This is a genomic window from Streptomyces filipinensis (assembly GCF_014649495.1).
Taxonomy (GTDB): domain Bacteria; phylum Actinomycetota; class Actinomycetes; order Streptomycetales; family Streptomycetaceae; genus Streptomyces; species Streptomyces filipinensis.
Map to the genome: position 1 here is coordinate 256,977 of NZ_BMTD01000011.1, position 16,117 is coordinate 273,093.

Annotated in this window: 14 protein-coding genes; 9 read left to right on the forward strand and 5 right to left on the reverse strand. The window is 74.2% G+C overall.

Features of this window, described 5'->3' with window-relative positions; all coding sequences use genetic code 11:
- Positions 1-77: 77 nt before the first annotated feature.
- Complete coding sequence (locus tag IE244_RS24845; protein WP_191875769.1) at positions 78-1,700, forward strand: hypothetical protein; 1,623 nt, start codon at positions 78-80, stop codon at positions 1,698-1,700.
- Between the two features lie 55 nt (positions 1,701-1,755).
- Here IE244_RS24845 and IE244_RS24850 read toward each other — a convergent pair whose 3' ends face one another.
- Both IE244_RS24850 and IE244_RS24855 read right to left on the reverse strand, forming a co-directional pair.
- Positions 1,756-3,135 carry a PH domain-containing protein gene (locus IE244_RS24850; protein ID WP_191875770.1) on the reverse strand — a complete coding sequence of 460 codons (1,380 nt, stop codon included), beginning with the start codon at positions 3,133-3,135 and terminating at the stop codon, positions 1,756-1,758.
- The gene (locus IE244_RS24855; protein ID WP_191875771.1) at positions 3,132-3,635 is read right to left on the reverse strand and encodes a PH domain-containing protein; all 504 of its coding nucleotides are present in this window, start codon (positions 3,633-3,635) and stop codon (positions 3,132-3,134) included. The genes IE244_RS24850 and IE244_RS24855 overlap by 4 nt, the downstream gene beginning before the upstream one ends.
- A gap of 31 nt (positions 3,636-3,666) precedes the next feature.
- Between IE244_RS24855 and IE244_RS24860 the strand changes: the two genes are divergently transcribed.
- Entirely contained in the window at positions 3,667-4,818 is a 1,152-nt protein-coding gene (locus tag IE244_RS24860; protein WP_191875772.1) for an NADH-quinone oxidoreductase subunit D, read from the forward strand.
- Positions 4,819-4,877: 59 nt separating this feature from the next.
- Here IE244_RS24860 and IE244_RS42175 read toward each other — a convergent pair whose 3' ends face one another.
- Positions 4,878-6,173: an SAM-dependent methyltransferase gene (locus IE244_RS42175; RefSeq protein WP_308436284.1), complete on the reverse strand. Its 1,296-nt coding sequence runs from the start codon at positions 6,171-6,173 to the stop codon at positions 4,878-4,880.
- Positions 6,174-6,291: 118 nt separating this feature from the next.
- Here IE244_RS42175 and IE244_RS24875 point away from each other — a divergent pair, with 118 nt between their 5' ends.
- Together IE244_RS24875 and IE244_RS24880 are read left to right on the forward strand one after the other, a co-directional pair.
- The gene (locus tag IE244_RS24875) at positions 6,292-7,497 is read left to right on the forward strand and encodes a sensor histidine kinase (protein WP_191875773.1); all 1,206 of its coding nucleotides are present in this window, start codon (positions 6,292-6,294) and stop codon (positions 7,495-7,497) included.
- Positions 7,498-7,593: 96 nt separating this feature from the next.
- Positions 7,594-8,265: a response regulator gene (locus tag IE244_RS24880; RefSeq protein ID WP_191875774.1), complete on the forward strand. Its 672-nt coding sequence runs from the start codon at positions 7,594-7,596 to the stop codon at positions 8,263-8,265.
- Between the two features lie 92 nt (positions 8,266-8,357).
- On the opposite strand, the gene IE244_RS24885 is transcribed toward IE244_RS24880, so the two are convergent.
- Complete coding sequence (locus IE244_RS24885) at positions 8,358-9,461, reverse strand: DUF5937 family protein (RefSeq protein ID WP_191875775.1); 1,104 nt, start codon at positions 9,459-9,461, stop codon at positions 8,358-8,360.
- A 185-nt stretch (positions 9,462-9,646) separates the two neighbouring features.
- Between IE244_RS24885 and IE244_RS24890 the strand changes: the two genes are divergently transcribed.
- The gene (locus tag IE244_RS24890) at positions 9,647-9,853 is read left to right on the forward strand and encodes a hypothetical protein (protein ID WP_031165078.1); all 207 of its coding nucleotides are present in this window, start codon (positions 9,647-9,649) and stop codon (positions 9,851-9,853) included.
- A 260-nt stretch (positions 9,854-10,113) separates the two neighbouring features.
- Here IE244_RS24890 and IE244_RS24895 read toward each other — a convergent pair whose 3' ends face one another.
- Positions 10,114-11,295 (reverse strand): threonine aldolase family protein, encoded by a 1,182-nt coding sequence (locus tag IE244_RS24895; RefSeq protein WP_191875776.1) that lies wholly within the window; start codon positions 11,293-11,295, stop codon positions 10,114-10,116.
- A 182-nt stretch (positions 11,296-11,477) separates the two neighbouring features.
- On the opposite strand from IE244_RS24895, the gene IE244_RS24900 reads away from it, so the two are divergent.
- From IE244_RS24900 to nadC, 4 genes are read left to right on the forward strand one after another with little or no spacing between them, the layout of a single operon-like run.
- A complete protein-coding gene (locus IE244_RS24900) occupies positions 11,478-12,425 on the forward strand; it encodes a Rossmann-like and DUF2520 domain-containing protein (protein ID WP_031165082.1) in 948 nt (315 codons plus the stop codon).
- Positions 12,422-13,414 carry a pantoate--beta-alanine ligase gene (gene panC / locus IE244_RS24905; RefSeq protein WP_191875777.1) on the forward strand — a complete coding sequence of 331 codons (993 nt, stop codon included), beginning with the start codon at positions 12,422-12,424 and terminating at the stop codon, positions 13,412-13,414. The genes IE244_RS24900 and panC overlap by 4 nt, the downstream gene beginning before the upstream one ends.
- The gene (locus IE244_RS24910; RefSeq protein WP_191875778.1) at positions 13,411-15,108 is read left to right on the forward strand and encodes an L-aspartate oxidase; all 1,698 of its coding nucleotides are present in this window, start codon (positions 13,411-13,413) and stop codon (positions 15,106-15,108) included. Before panC ends, IE244_RS24910 begins: the two co-directional genes overlap by 4 nt.
- A gap of 28 nt (positions 15,109-15,136) precedes the next feature.
- Entirely contained in the window at positions 15,137-16,114 is a 978-nt protein-coding gene (gene nadC / locus IE244_RS24915; RefSeq protein WP_031165088.1) for a carboxylating nicotinate-nucleotide diphosphorylase, read from the forward strand.
- Positions 16,115-16,117: the final 3 nt, after the last annotated feature.

The following is a 16,117-nucleotide window of genomic DNA, read 5'->3' on the forward strand; positions in this document are numbered from 1 at the left end:
CCGTGAAGCCGGTGATGTGGCCGTGTTTTTACGGGGCGGGGGTCCGCGATTCGCCTACGCGCGGTAAGTTTCTGGCCATGCCACGTGGACGCCACCGCCATTCACCACCCCTGCACCGGCTGTTGCCTCCGTCGGCGATCGCCGGTGTCTCCGTCGTCTGCGCGCTGGGTCCCTGGGTGTTCTCCGAGACCACGGTGTTGCGCGCACTGGCCGCAGCCGCCGCCGCGACGGCGGTCGTCGGCGCGGTCGTGATGCGCCGCTGGGACGCACAGGCGGGCAAACGGGTCGCCGAGCTGACACGCGCGCGTGTCGGCGACGAATGGCGGTACGAGGAGCGGGTCGCCGAACTGGAGACCGACCTGGAGGAGTCGCGCGAGCTGCGCGCCAAGCTGGAGCAGCGGCTGCGCGCCAAGCGCGCGGAGCTGGCCGGCCTGCGCAACGAGCACGCGGCCCTGCTGCGCCGGTACGCCACGGCGGAGACCGAGCGCGCGACCGCCCTGGAAGGGCGCCGGCTGCTGGAGATCGAGGCCGCCGAGCCGTCGTCCCCGCCCGCGCTGCCGCCCGCGCGCCGCGCCGAGCCCGTGCCGGCCGGGGTGGCGGAGGCGGACGAGGCCGCGGAGCCGGCCGCGATCGCCGGGGAGGACCGGGAGGACTCCGGGGACGAGCCGACCGCCTGCGCGGTGTTCTCGCCCGAGGGCGGCCGGCTGTACCGGCAGGCCCTCACGGCCCTGGCCCGGTTCGGCGGCGAAGCGCCGGCCGACGCCGGGACGGAAGCCGCCGAAGCGTCGACGCCCGCGGTGTCCGAGACCGCGGCTGCCGAGGCCGTGGCAGCCGAGGGCACGACAGCCGAGGGCACGGCAGCTGAGGACACGGCTGCCGAGGGCACGGCTGCTGAGGACACGGCTGCCGAGGGCACGGCTGCCGAGGGCACGGCTGCCGACGACATAGCTGCCGAGGAGATAGCCGCCGGGGACACCGCTGTGCGTTCGGCTGTTCCCGAGATCGCCGAGACCTCCGAGATCCGCGAGACCCCCGAGGCCTTCGGCACCCCCGAGCCCCACGAGTCCGGCACCGGCGAGCCCGAAGCGGCCGAAGCCGGCGCCGTTGCGGAGGCCGTCCCGGCGGGCAGGACCGGCGGTCGCAGGTCCGCTGCGGGCGTGGCCGGCTCCGTCGCCGCGGCGGGAGCCGCCGCCCAGGACGCCCGGGACGGCGTGGTGGAAGGCGGCGTGACGGACGGCACCGACGCCGCTCGCGGTGAGGCCGGTGCGCCGGCCGCCCAGGAGGACGAGGCGCAGGGGCAGCCCGTGGCGGCCGGCGGGCACGCGCGCGCGGCCGCCGAACCCATGGCACCGGCCGAGCCCGCCAAGCCTGTCGGACAACCTGCCGCCGGGCACTTCACGGTGCCGACCGCGGTGGCCGTCGTACCGTCCGCGCCCGCGCGGCGCCAAGCGGTCGAGGGCGGGTTCGACTTCTTCGGCACCCAGAAGGGCGGACCGAAGGCCGCGCTGGACTCCGTGCACAACGAGGATCTCGCCGACGTCGTCGGCGAGGAGGCGCTCGCCGTGCACAAGGCCGAGTCCGAGGCCGGGTTCAAGCAGGCCGACGCGCAGTCGCTCGGTGCCGGCCAGGTCATCGACCTCACCGCGCACGACGAGACCGAGCAGATCGACGTGCAGGGGCTGCGCAGCGCGGCTTCCTGAGCGATCACCGGTCACGAGGACGACAGGGCCCGGCTTCCCGTGAGGGAGCCGGGCCTCATGTCATCCAGCGGTCCGGACGGGCGTCCCGGCGGCTCGTGCGGGAACTCTCCGCCTGGGCGTGCAGGAGCCGCGCGGCTTCCTCGGCGTCCCGCAGACGGGCCGTCACGGTCTTGTCGGCCCCGGTGTCCACATGGACCTCGGCGAGCCGCCAGAGGCGCTGCCAGGGGCCCTGGCTCAGCCGTACGCTCTGCACCTTGGCGTGCGGGACCAGCGAGAGCCGACGGCGCAACAGGCCGTGCCGGGTGGCGAACACGGTGTCGGTGACCGCGAGGCGGTGGCCGCGCCACCACACCGGAACGCACCAGCGGGCCCGGCGCGGGGGCCTGCTCAGCGTCTGGGGCACCGTCACACCGGGCAGCACGCGCGCGACGACCGACTCGGCGACCGGGCGCGGGGCGACCGGCACCAGCACCGAGTTGGCGGACCCGGCCACGTCCAGCTCCACCCGCACCCAGCCGAGCCGCCGCCACAGCAGCGGCTCCACGATCCGCACGGTCTGCACCCGCCCGGGCGGGACCGTCTCGTGCGTACGGTCGAGCAGCCCGTGGTCGATGCGCAGCCCGTCCGGCGACTCGCCCACCTTCCAGTCGAACTCGCCGGCGAACCGTCCCGCGCTGCTCGCGCCGGCCGCGCCGAGCAGCGGCAGGGCGGTCGCGAGGACCGTCCACAGGTTGTGGGTGGTGAGCCACAGCACGGTCGGTACGACGACCGCGGCGCACCACGCGCCCCAGGTGGCGCCCGTCAGCGCCAGGGAGAGCGCCAGAGCTCGCGGAGGGACGCGCAGCAGCTCGTGCGCCGGCGCCTCGCCGACCTCACGCGCCGTCTCGGGAGCGAAACCCGCCGCACGCGCCAGCAGTTCCGCGCGCAGGGCGCGTGCCTCCCGCTCGCCCAGGAAGGCCAGTTCGTCCTTGTCGTCGGCGCCCACGACGTCGATCCGCAGCTTGGCGACACCCGCCACGCGCGCGAGGAGGGGACGGGAGACGTCCACGGCCTGGATGCGCTCCAGGCGGATGTGCGCGGTGCGCCGGAACAACAGGCCCGTGCGGATGCGCAGTTCGGTGTCGGTGACCGCGAAGTGCGTGAACCACCAGGACAGGAAGCCGTAGAGGCCGGCCACCGGCACCAGGACGGCGAGTCCCAGCAGCAGCACGGTGGTGGTCAGCCGTTCCAGCTGCTGCTGCGTCGCGTTCGGGTCGTGCACCGCCCAGCCGGCGAGCACGGTGATCGGCGCCCACGCCCGCCGGAAGGGCGTGACGGGGTGCAGCCGGCGCTCGGTCACGGCCGCGCGCTCCGCTGTATGCCCGGCATGCGCGGCCTGTGCCGTCTGCGCCGGTTCCGCGGCGGGTACGGCGTCGCCGTGGTCGGGGGTCGTCACAGGCCCGCCGATCGGGCCTCGCCCAGCTCGGTGAGCCGGTCGCGCAGCCGCTCCGCCTCGGCCGGGTCCAGGCCGGGGATGGTGGCGTCGGTCGCGGCGGCCGCCGTGTGCAGCTGCACGTGAGCCAGCCCGAAGCGCCGCTCGACGGGCCCGGAGGTGACTTCGACCAGCTGCATCCGTCCGTACGGCACCACCGTCTCCTCGCGCCACAGGACACCGCGGCTGATCAGCAGGTCGTCCGCGCGCTCGGTGTAGCGCCACGAGCGCCAGTTGCGCTCCACCAGCCGCCAGCCCCACGCGCCCAGGGCCAGCGGCGCCAGCGCGAAGGCGGCCCACACGGGCCCCACGAGCAGACCCAGCGGCAACCCGACGGCGACCGCGAGCACCGCCGTCCACACCACCACGAGCAGCCGGCGCACCCGTATCAGAGCGGGCTGCAGCCCCCGCCACACCAGCTCGGCCCCCGGTATCCCGGTCTCATCCGGGCTCCCCGTCTCCATGGGCCCAGCGTACGTAGGGGAAACTGGGGCCATGACTCCTACGACGGAGACCACGGTCGGGATCGGCGGCGCCGCGGAAAGCACCGACATGGTGCTCAACATCGGACCCCAGCATCCGTCCACGCACGGCGTGCTGCGGCTCAGGCTCGTGCTGGACGGGGAGCGCATCGTGCGCGCGGAGCCGGTGATCGGCTATATGCACCGCGGAGCCGAGAAACTCTTCGAGGCGCGCGACTACCGCCAGATCATCGTGCTCGCCAACCGCCACGACTGGCTGTCGGCCTTCTCGAACGAGCTGGGCGTGGTCCTGGCCGTGGAGCGGATGCTCGGCATGGAGGTGCCCGAGCGGGCGGTGTGGACGCGCACGCTGCTGGCCGAGCTGAACCGGGTGCTGAACCACCTGATGTTCCTCGGCTCCTACCCGCTGGAGCTCGGCGGCATCACCCCGGTGTTCTACGCGTTCCGGGAACGCGAGGTGCTGCAGAACGTCATGGAGGAGATCTCCGGCGGGCGCATGCACTACATGTTCAACCGCGTCGGCGGCCTCAAGGAGGACCTGCCGGCCGGCTGGACCGCACGCGCGCGTGCCGCGGTCGCCGACGTGCGTTCGCGCATGGACGTCTTCGACGACCTGGTGCTCGGCAACGAGATCTTCCGGGGGCGCACCCGCGGGGTGGGCGCGATGACGCCGGAGACCGTGCACGCCTACGGCGTGAGCGGGCCCATCGCGCGCGCCTCGGGCGTCGACTTCGACCTGCGCCGCGACGAGCCGTACCTGGCGTACGGCGACCTGCAGGACACCCTGAAGGTCGTCACCCGGAGCGAGGGCGACTGCCTCGCCCGCTTCGAGGTCCTGCTGGAGCAGACGCACAACGCGCTGGACCTCGCCGACGCCTGCCTGGACCGGCTCGCCGTGCTTCTGCCCGGGCCGATCAACCAGCGGCTGCCGAAGGTGCTGAAGGCGCCCGAGGGGCACACGTACGCGTGGACCGAGAACCCGCTCGGCATCAACGGCTACTACCTGGTCAGCAAGGGCGAGAAGACGCCGTACCGGCTGAAGCTGCGCTCGGCGTCGTACAACAACATCCAGGCGCTGACCGAACTGCTGCCGGGGACGCTGGTGGCGGACATGGTGGCGATCCTGGGCTCGATGTTCTTCGTGGTCGGCGACATCGACAAGTAGGTAGGCCGGGGCACACGGCCGCGGGTACACGGCCGGCCGTGTGCACGGTGGCGGTCGGCTCAGGCGAGCGGGTGCGGGATTCCGACCGGCTGGAGCAGCCAGCCGAAGTCGCCGAGGCCGCCCGGGGCGGTGAGTTCGGCGGCCTCCCCGGCGCTCGCGAGGGCGCGCACGTAGGCGGTGGGGTCCGTGGAGGCCAACGCGAGCGGGGGGCGCGCGCCGGTGATGGCGAGGGCGTGCAGGGCGGCGCGTTGCGTGAGCAGGCGCGCGGCTGGCAGGGCGCGCGCTGTGGAGGAGGGCGCCTGCGCCGTGTCTGAGGGCCTGCGCGCCGGGCTCGGAGGCGTGTCCGAAGGCGTGGGCGCCGTGTTCCGGGATGCGCGAGCCGTACCCGGCGGCACGGCGGGCGTGTCCGAGGGAGCGCGAGCCGTGTCGGGGAGCGTGCGCGCCTCCTCCGTGGGTGCGCAGACCGTGTCGTGAGCTGTGCGCGCCGCCTCTCCGGGCGTGCCCGAGGGCGTGTGCGCCGTGGGAGCCGCCGCGCACGCGTCCAGCGCGACGTGCGCCGTGATGTCGCACGACCCGTCCGGCACGGGCGTCGTCGCGCGTCCCGCACGGAAGCCGGTGAGCGTCCCGAACGGAGGGCGCGTGTCCAGGGTGTGCGCGTAGTCCACGGCCACCGCGAGCCCGCGCACCACCCGGTCCACCACCGAGGCCCATGCCAGGTCCCGGGGCAGCCCGATCTCCGCGCGCAGCCCTTCCTCGGCCGGCAGCGGCCACCAGCGCGCGAGCCAGTCCGCCTCGGCGCCGGTCACCGGCTCCCCGAGCCGCTCGTCGCCGTCGCCGGTGACGAGCACCAGCCGGGGCAGCCCCGCGGGGTCCACCTCGGCGACGTCCACGGGCACGTTGTCCAGCCACTCGTTGGCGAACAGCAGCCCCGTGACGGCGGCCGGCGGCGCGTCCAGCCAGGTGATCCGTTCGTCCAGGCCGGCCGGGCGGTCGGCGCGTTCCACGGCGTACGCACGCGCGCGTGCGGCCACGTCGGGGGGCAGAGCGGCGAGCACGCCGGTGACCAGTTCGCCGCGTCCGGCTCCCATGTCGACGAAGTCCAGCGCCGGGGGCCGTCCCAGCGCCTCGTCCACCCGGCACAGCAGGCCGGCCACGGCCTGCGCGAACAGCGCGGAGGCGTGCACGGACGTGCGGAAATGTCCGGCCGGGCCCTCCGGGCGGCGGTAGAAGCCGCCGGGGCCGTACAGCGCCTCCTCCGTCGCCGCACGCCAGCCACGCGGGCCGTCCCACCGGTCGTGGTCGCCGTGCCCCGCGCCGGAAGACCGTTCCGCTTCCCGTCCCGTCTCATCCGTCACCGCAACAGACTAGGCGCACAGATGATCACTTCCTCCACCTTGCGGAGTACACGCGCCCAGCGTGGATCGGCCCTCCGGTTGACCCCTGCACGCATCTGGTTTCCCTACTCTGGGTTACGTGCAGCGCGTCTACGACTTCCTCCGCCGCCACCCGACCTGGGTCGACACCTTCTGGGCCGTCGTCCTGCTCGGGCCGTCCGGCGTGAGCGTGGTCAACCTCAGCGGGACGACCGGTCACCACGGGACACGCGCCGCGGGGATGGCCGTGTCCGTGGTCCTGTGCGCCGTCGTCGCGCTGCGCCGCCGTTTCCCGGAGCCGATGCTGCTGGTCGCCCTCGCGACGGGCCTGGCCCAGCTGGTGCTGGACGTCGAGCCGACCGTCGCCGACTTCGCGATGCTGGTGATCACCTACACGGTGGCGGCGGTCGGCGCGCGCTGGGCCTCCCGGCTGGCGCTCGCCACCAGCCTCGTCGCGGCGACCCTCGCGCAGATCCGCTGGCCGGCCGAGCACTCCAGCTTCTTCGGGCAGGTCGCCATCGCGGTCTTCCAGACGGTGCCCTTCGCGCTCGCCTGGGTGCTCGGTGACTCCATGCGCACCCGGCGCGCCTACTTCGCCCAGCTGGAGGAGCGCGCGGCCCGGCTGGAGAAGGAGCGCGAGGCGCAGTCGAAGGTCGCCGTGGCCGCCGAACGCGCCCGTATCGCGCGTGAGCTGCACGATGTCGTCGCGCACAACGTGTCGGTGATGGTGGTGCAGGCGGACGGTGCCGCCTACGTCCTCGACGCCGCGCCCGACCAGGCCAGAAAGGCCCTGGAGACGATCTCCTCCACCGGCCGTCAGGCCCTCGCCGAGATGCGCCGCCTGCTGGGCGTGCTGCGCACCGGCGAGCACCAGGAGGGCGGAGAGTACGTCCCCCAGCCGGACGTCGAGCAGATCGACGACCTGATCGAGCAGTGCCGCAGCTCCGGTCTCCCGATCGACTTCAAGGTGGAGGGCACCCCGCGCCCGCTGCCCAGCGGCGTGGAGCTGACCGCGTACCGGATCGTGCAGGAGGCGCTCACCAACACCCGCAAGCACGGCGGCCCCCACGCGGGCGCGAGCGTCCGGCTGGTCTACTTCGACGACGGGCTCGGCCTGCTCGTCGAGGACGACGGCAAGGGCGCCCCGCACGAGCTGTACGAGGAGGGCGGCGCCGACGGCCAGGGACACGGCCTGATCGGTATGCGCGAGCGGGTCGGCATGGTCGGTGGCACCCTGGACGCCGGCCCGCGTCCGGGCGGAGGATTCCGCATCAGCGCCCTGCTGCCGCTCAAACCGGCGCACTGACGCGGCCGCACGCCCCCGGTTGACACCTGTAACACCCTCGCCACCACCTGTGACCCCCCTGAAGCACGATCCACCGCCCCGAACGAAAGAGGCCCGATGACGATCCGCGTGATGCTCGTCGACGACCAGGTGCTGCTGCGCACCGGATTCCGGATGGTGCTCGCCGCCCAGCCGGACATGGAGGTCGTCGCGGAGGCGGGCGACGGCGTCGAGGCCCTGCAGGTGCTGCGGTCCACGGCCGTCGACGTCGTCCTGATGGACGTGCGCATGCCGAAGCTGGACGGGGTGGAGACCACCCGGCGGATCTGCATGGAGTCCGACCCGCCCAAGGTGCTGATCCTGACCACCTTCGACCTGGACGAGTACGCCTTCTCCGGGCTGAAGGCGGGTGCCTCCGGATTCATGCTCAAGGACGTGCCGCCCGGTGATCTGCTGGGGGCGATCCGTGCCGTGCACAGCGGCGACGCGGTCGTGGCGCCGTCCACCACCCGGCGCCTGCTGGACCGCTTCGCGCCGATGCTGCCCTCCGCCGGCAAGGAGCCGCAGCACAAGGAACTGGAGCGGCTCACCGACCGGGAGCGCGAGGTGATGGTGCTGGTCGCGCAGGGCCTGTCCAACGGTGAGATCGCGGCCCGGCTGGTGCTGAGCGAGGCGACCGTGAAGACCCATGTGGGCCGCATCCTGACCAAGCTCGGTCTGCGTGACCGGGTCCAGGTCGTGGTGCTGGCCTACGAGACGGGGCTGGTGCGCGCGGGTGGGCACGGCTGAGCGTGCCGTACGGCCCCGGGGTTCGGTGCAGGACACCGGAGGCGTACGGCGCCGGCCTCGGTGCGGGACACGGGGGGTGTACGGGCCCGGCTTCAGCGCAGGACGCCCTCGATGAAGTCGCTGCCCAGCCGGGCCACCGCCGCGAGGTCGAGCTGGTGCTGGACGTACCGCCCCCGGCGGCAGTCGGTGACCAGGCCCGCCTTCTTCAGCACCGTGAGGTGCCGGGATATCTCGGGGGCCGACATGCCGTGGGCGTCGGCCAGTTCACCGGTGGTGTGCGCGGCCCGGGCGAGATGCCGGCACAGCCGCATCCGCACCGGGTGGGCCAGGGCCTCCAGCCGGCGCGTGAGCTGCTCGACGGACGGGGCCTGCGGGCGCGTGCCGCTCGCGGGGTAGGTGATCGAGGGCTGCCAGCCGTACCGGTGCAGGACCATCAGGTGCGGCCAGCCCATGCTCGTCGGGACGAGGACCAGGCCGCCGTCGCCGGTGGCGGTGCGGCCCACCAGGAGCTTGTCGACCGTGATGAGCGCGGCCTCCTGGTCCAGCGAGATGGCTCCCGAGAGGGACGACAGGGCCTCGGCGAGGCCCTTGCGGCGCAGCAGTTCGCTCTTGTGCCGGGCGTCGGCGGCGAGCTGGGGCTGCAGCCGGGCCCAGGTGTCGGCGAAGAAGGCCTGGTCGCAGTCGAGCATCAGCTGCCGGAACCACGCCCGGACGGCCGGCGGGTCGTCCAGCAGCCGGTGCGTGAAGCGCTCCTGCGCGCCACCGCGTGCGGCGGCCAGCTCCAGGGAGCGGCGGCGCAGCTCCGGGTCGGCCAGGGGGCCGGGATCCTGGACGTCGTAGCGCAGCTGGCAGGTGAACTCCAGGGCGGCGTGCACGAACTGTTCGTCCGTCAGCTTGTCCAGCAGGTCCAGCTCCTCGGCGAGCGTGGCGCCGGGGAGCGTGCGGCCGCCGGGGATGCCCGCGAACGGGGCGAAGACGTCCGAGAACGTCGTACGCCACAGGAAGTCCGCCTCGCACAGCCGGTCGGCCAGGCAGGGATCCAGACGGGACGAGACGGCGGTCGCCCAGCCCTGGAGGTCGGGGTGGTGGCCGGGCTCGCTCAGGGCGTGCAGGGCCATCCCCAGTTCCGCCAGCGGGGAGGGCACGACGGAGACCCGCTCCGGTGGCAGGCCGGTGATGTCGATGGTCACGCTCATGTCCTCCATCGTGCACCCGGCCACTGACAGCGCCGCCGTGGATTGACGGCAGCCGTCAATCCACGGGACAACCGCCCCCGGCCGGGGGCAGTGTGGAAGCACCGGGGCGGCCGCGGAGCCCGAACGGTCATCGAGCGGTCGGTGACCAGTCCATGTCCCGAGATCTTCCGAGAAGGCGATCCGCCATGAGCATCACCCAGCAGTACCTCCTCGACAGCCATCGCGCCCGCGTGCTCGGCGAGCCGGAGCCGCCCGCGCCAGGCCGGCACGACGTCGGCGTGCTGCGTGAACTGCGGGACCGCCGGCGCTTCGACGCGGTCATCGCCGGGCGCCCGGCGCGAGGGCGCGTGCGGTACGCCCTGCGCCGGTGGCTGCGCCCACGCGCCCTCTGATCAGCGCGTTCTGATCCACGCGCCGCCCCACGCGCCGCCCCCACGCGCCGCCCCCACGCGCCGCCCCCACGCGCCGCCCCCACGCGCCGCCCCCACGCGCCGCCCCCACGCGTTGCCCCGCGCGCCGCCCGCGCACTCCGGCACTCCGGCCCTTCGCGCTCCCGGGGCTCCGGGGTTGCGCGCGCCGGCTCTCCCGCATCAACGCGTCCAGCGCCCGCGCGTCCCGTGACCGCGGGCGCCGGCATGCCCCGTCGCCGCGGTCAGCCCGCGGGCAGGCGGGTCACGAAGTCGGCCACGGCCGCCCGTACGTCGTCCGTGGTCCACTCCAGGCCCGCCGCGCCGACGGTGACCTCCGTGAACGCCAGGTCCGGTCCGCCCCGGTCCCAGGAGCCGGTGAACAGCACCACCGAGGTCTCCTCCGCCTGCCGCACCGCGGCCTCGGCCAACACGTCGGGGTGGTACGGCAGCCAGACCCGGAACTCGTGCGTGTGCGGCTCCTGGGGGGCGACGCGTGCCCAGGGCAGCCCGGCGGCGGAGAAGCCCTCGCGCAGCGCGCCGGCCACCACGCGCGCGTGCCGCACGTACCCGGGCAGCCGGGGCAGCTCCGTCTCCAGTCCCGCGAGCGCCGACAGCACGGTCGGGAACTGCTGGAAGACCATCCCGCCGTACCGGTGGCGCCAGGTCCGCGCCTCCTCGACGAGTGTCTCGGGGCCGGCCAGCGCGGCGCCGCCGAAGCCGCCGAGGGACTTGTAGAAGGACACGTAGACGGTGTCGGCGAGGCCCGCGATCTCCTCCAGGGGGCGGCCGAAGTGGACGGTGGTCTCCCACAGGCGCGCGCCGTCGAAGTGCACCACCGCGTCGCGCTCCCGCGCCGCCTCGACGACCTCGGTCAGCTCTTCCCACGTGGGCAGCACGAAACCGGCGTCGCGGAGCGGCAGTTCCAGCATCAGCGCACCGAAGGGCTCGGGGAAGTCGCGTATCTCGGCGGCCGTGGGCAGCCGGGGTTCGCTGGTCACCCGTACCGGGCGCAGGCCGCTGACCTGGCTGAACGCATCGCGTTCATGGACCTCGGGGTGGGCGAGGGTGTGCAGGGCCACGGTGGGGTCGCCGGTGCGGGCCGCCCAGCAGCGCAGCGCCACCTGCTGGGCCATCGTGCCGGTCGGGAAGAAGGCGGCGGCCTCCGTGCCGAGCAGGCCGGCGACCCGCTCCTCCAGGGCGGTCACGATCCGGTCGCCGTAGATGTCCGACCGCTCGTCCAGGTCGTGGACCTGCGGGGCCGTCCGCATCAGCCAGTCCAGCCGTTCCCGGATCGTCTCCTGGAAGGCGGGCCGCCACAGCGCGCGCCGCGCCGTCCTGAGGGCGGCCGACCGCCGCTCGTACACCGACTTCCGCCGGTCCTGCCCAGCCGTGTCGGTCGTGTCCTGTTCAGCCGTATCGCTCATGCCCGGGATCATGCCGTGCCCGCTCGCGCGCGGCAGCGGAGTTCCGTACGGCAGACCGGCGTGACGGCGTGGTGTAACCCACAGCCTGTGGACAACCAGTCGGCTCCGGATCGAGATAGCGTTAACATGACGAGAAATCGTCCGGTACCCAGAGCGGACTGGAACGGGAAGGCCTCCGTCGCGTGAGTACAGTCCACCAGCCAGACCTCAAGGACCGCCCCGCGCGGCTCACCGTCGGTGTCGTCGGCGCCGGCCGCGTGGGCCCGGCGCTCGCGGCGTCCCTCCAGCTCGCCGGGCACCGCCCGGTGGCCGTCTCCGGTGTTTCCGACGCCTCCCGGCGGCGTGCCGAGACCATGCTCCCGGACGTGCCGCTGGTGCCGCCCGCCGAAGTCCTGGAGCGCGCCGACCTGGTGCTGCTCACCGTTCCCGACGACGTCCTGCCCGGCCTGGTCACCGGCCTCGCCGAGACCGGCGCGGTACGGCCCGGACAGCTGCTCGTGCACACCTCCGGCCGGTACGGCGCGGGGGTCCTCGACCCGGCCCTGCGCGCGGGCGCCCTGCCGCTGGCCCTGCACCCGGCGATGACCTTCACCGGCACCCCCGTCGACGTCCAGCGCCTCGCCGGCTGCTCGTTCGGCGTCACGGCGCCCGAGGAACTGCGGCTGGCGGCAGAGGCCCTCGTCATCGAGATGGGCGGCGAGCCCGAGTGGATCAGCGAGCAGAACCGCCCGCTGTACCACGCGGCCCTCGCGCTCGGCGCCAACCACCTGGTGACCCTGGTCGCCCAGTCGATGGAGCTGCTGCGCACGGCGGGCGTCGCGGCGCCCGACCGGATGCTCGGCCCGCTGCTCGGCGCCGCCCTGGACAACGCTCTGCGCTCCGGCGACCTGGCGCTCACCGGGCCCGTCGCGCGCGGGGACGCCGGCACGGTCGCCGCGCACATCACCGAGCTGCGCAGGCACGCCCCGCAGACCGTCGCGGGCTACGTCGCGATGGCCCGCGCGACCGCCGACCGGGCGCTCGCGCACGGCCTGCTGAAGCCCGAACTCGCCGAGGACCTGCTCGGCGTGCTGGCCGACGGCACCCGTGGCACGAACGGCACTCACGGCACCGAGGGGAACGACCGATGACCACCGCCCTGCTGAGCACCGCCGGCGAGCTGCACGCGCGCGTGCGCCGCGGCCGCCGTGCCGTCGTGATGACCATGGGCGCGCTGCACGAGGGCCACGCCACCCTGATCCGCACGGCGCGTGAGATCGCCGGCCCGGACGGCGAGGTCGTCGTCACCGTCTTCGTCAACCCGCTGCAGTTCGGCGCGGGCGAGGACCTGGACCGCTACCCGCGCACCCTGGACGCCGACCTGAAGATCGCCGCTCAGGCCGGCGCGGACGCGGTGTTCGCGCCCTCAGTGGACGAGGTCTACCCGGGCGGCGACCCCCAGGTCCGGATCACCGCCGGTCCCATGGGGGAACGCCTGGAGGGCGGCTCGCGGCCCGGCCACTTCGACGGCATGCTCACCGTCGTCGCCAAGCTGCTGCACCTCACCCGCCCCGACGTTGCCCTGTACGGCCAGAAGGACGCCCAGCAGCTGGCCCTGATCCGGCGCATGGTGCGAGACCTGAACTTCGGCGTGGAGATCGTCGGCGTACCGACCGTGCGCGAGGAGGACGGGCTCGCCCTGTCCAGCCGCAACCGCTACCTCTCGCCCGACGAGCGCCGTACCGCGCTCGCGCTGTCCCGGGCGCTGTTCGCCGGCCGGGACCGGCACGCCGCGCAGGAGGCGCTGCGCGCGCGTGCCCGCGAAGTGCCCTCCACGCACGCGCGCGCCGAGGCGCTGAGCGCCCTGGGGGAGTCCCGCGCCGCCGCCGACGCGCACGCGGTCGCCACGGCGTCCCCCGGCGGTCCCGCGGCCGTCCGCGCGGCCGCACGGCAGGTGCTGGACGAGGCCGCGCGTTTCGCCCCGCCGCTCGAACTGGACTACCTGGCCCTCGTCGACCCGTCCGACTTCACCGAGATCGGCGACGACTTCACCGGCGAGGCCGTTCTCGCCGTCGCCGCCCGGGTCGGCACGACCCGGCTGATCGACAACCTCCCTCTCACCTTCGGAGCCGCCTCGTGACCAGCACAGGCATACGACTGCACGCACCCGCTCCCGGGTGGTCCATCTCCGCGGACGTGATCGTCGTCGGCTCCGGGGTGGCCGGCCTGACCGCGGCCCTGCGCTGCCAGGCCGCGGGCCTGACGACCGTCGTCGTCACCAAGGCCCGCCTGGACGACGGCTCCACCCGCTGGGCGCAGGGCGGCATCGCCGCCGCGCTCGGTGAGGGCGACACGCCCGAACAGCACCTCGGGGACACCCTGGTCGCCGGCGCCGGCCTGTGCGACGAGGAGGCCGTACGGATCCTCGTCACCGAGGGCCCCGACGCCGTGCGGCGGCTGATCTCCACCGGCGCCCACTTCGACACCGACGACGAGGGCGACATCCACCTCGGCCGCGAGGGCGGCCACCACCGGCGCCGGATCGCGCACGCGGGTGGCGACGCGACCGGCGCGGAGGTCTCCCGGGCGCTCGTGGAGGCGGTACGCGCGCGTGGGCTGCGCACCATCGAGAACGCGCTCGTGCTGGACCTGCTCACCGACGCCGAGGGCCGTACGGCCGGTGTCACGCTGCACGTGATGGGCGAGGGCCAGCACGACGGCGTGGGCGCCGTGCACGCCCCCGCGGTGGTGCTCGCGACCGGCGGCATGGGGCAGGTGTTCACCGCGACCACCAACCCGTCGGTGTCGACCGGTGACGGCGTCGCGCTGGCGCTGCGCGCGGGCGCCGAGGTCAGCGACCTGGAGTTCGTCCAGTTCCACCCGACCGTGCTGTTCCTCGGTCCGGACGCCGAGGGCCAGCAGCCGCTGGTGTCCGAGGCGGTGCGCGGCGAGGGCGCCCACCTGGTCGACGCCGACGGCGTGCGCTTCATGGTCGGGCAGCACGAGCTGGCCGAGCTGGCGCCGCGGGACATCGTCGCCAAGGGCATCCTGCGGCGGATGCTGGAGCAGGACGCCGAGCACATGTTCCTCGACGCCCGGCACTTCGGCGCCGAGATGTGGGAACACCGCTTCCCGACCATCCTGGCCGCCTGCCGCGCCAACGGCATCGACCCGGTCACGGAGCCCATCCCGATCGCCCCGGCCGCCCACTTCGCCTCCGGAGGCGTCCGCACCGACGCGCAGGGACGCACGACCGTGCCCGGCCTGTACGCGTGCGGCGAGGTCGCCTGCACCGGCGTACACGGCGCGAACCGGCTCGCCTCCAACTCCCTCCTCGAAGGCCTCGTCTACGCCGAGCGGATCGCCGCCGACATCGCCGCCGCGCAGGCGGAGAACGGCCTCCACGCGCGCGTGCCCCAGCCCGTCCCGGACCCCGAGAAGCCGGAGCACCCGCTGCTCGCCCCCGAGGCCCGGTTCGCCATCCAGCGGATCATGACCGAGGGCGCGGGCGTGCTGCGCTCGGAGGACTCCCTCGCGAAAGCCGCCGGGCAGCTCCAGCAGCTGCACAGCGAGGCCCGGGAAGCGCTGGAGGAGAACGGCAAGACCGCCGAGCCCGGCGTCGACACCTGGGAGGCCACCAACCTCCTGTGCGTCGCCCGCGTCCTGGTCGCCGCCGCGCGGCTGCGCGAGGAGACCCGCGGCTGCCACTGGCGCGAGGACGACCCGGAGCGCGACGACACCCGCTGGCGGCGCCACATCGTCGTACGGCTGAACCCCGACCGGTCCCTGGCCGTGCACACCACCGACACCGCAGACTTCCCCCCTACCCGGTAATCCCAGCGCCCCAGGAGCAGTGACAGACGTGAGCACCGACGACCTTCCCCTCGCCCCCACCGGTGGCTGCGGCGACGGCTGTGCCTGTGGCGCGGACGGCGACGAGGAGTACCTGGAGAGCGGGCTCGACCCCGCGCTCGCCGAGCTGCTGGCCGCCGCCGGGCTCGATCCCGTAGAGGTCGAGGACATCGCCAACGTGGCGATCCAGGAGGACCTGGACGGCGGCGTGGACGTGACGACCGTGTCGACCATTTCCGAGGAGGCGGTGGCCACCGGCGACTTCACCGCGCGCGAGGCGGGCGTCGTGGCGGGCCTGAGGGTCGCCGAGGCCGTGCTGTCCGTGGTCTGCGCGGACGAGTTCGAGGTCGAGCGGCACGTCGAGGACGGCGACCGGGTCGAGGCCGGGCAGAAGCTGCTGTCGGTCACCACGCGCACGCGTGACCTGCTGACCGCCGAGCGCAGCGCGCTGAACATCCTGTGCCGCCTGTCCGGCATCGCGACCGCCACGCGCGCGTGGGCGGACGCGCTGGAGGGCACCAAGACGCGGGTGCGGGACACCCGCAAGACGACCCCCGGACTGCGCTCGCTGGAGAAGTTCGCCGTGCGCTGCGGCGGCGGCGTCAACCACCGCATGTCGCTGTCCGACGCGGCCCTGGTGAAGGACAACCACGTGGTCGCCGCCGGTGGCGTCGCGCAGGCCTTCAAGGCCGTACGGGAGCAGTTCCCGGAGGTGCCGATCGAGGTCGAGGTCGACACCCTGCACCAGCTGCGCGAGGTGGTCGACGCGGGCGCCGACCTGATCCTGCTGGACAACTTCACGCCCGACGAGTGCGCGGAGGCCGTCGGGATCGTCCACGGCCGGGCCCTCCTGGAAGCCTCCGGCCGGCTCACGCTCGACGTCGCGCGCGTGTACGCCGACACCGGCGTGGACTTCCTGGCCGTCGGCGCGCTCACCCACTCCTCGCCGATCCTGGACATCGGCCTGGATCTGCGCGAGGCGGAGTAACGG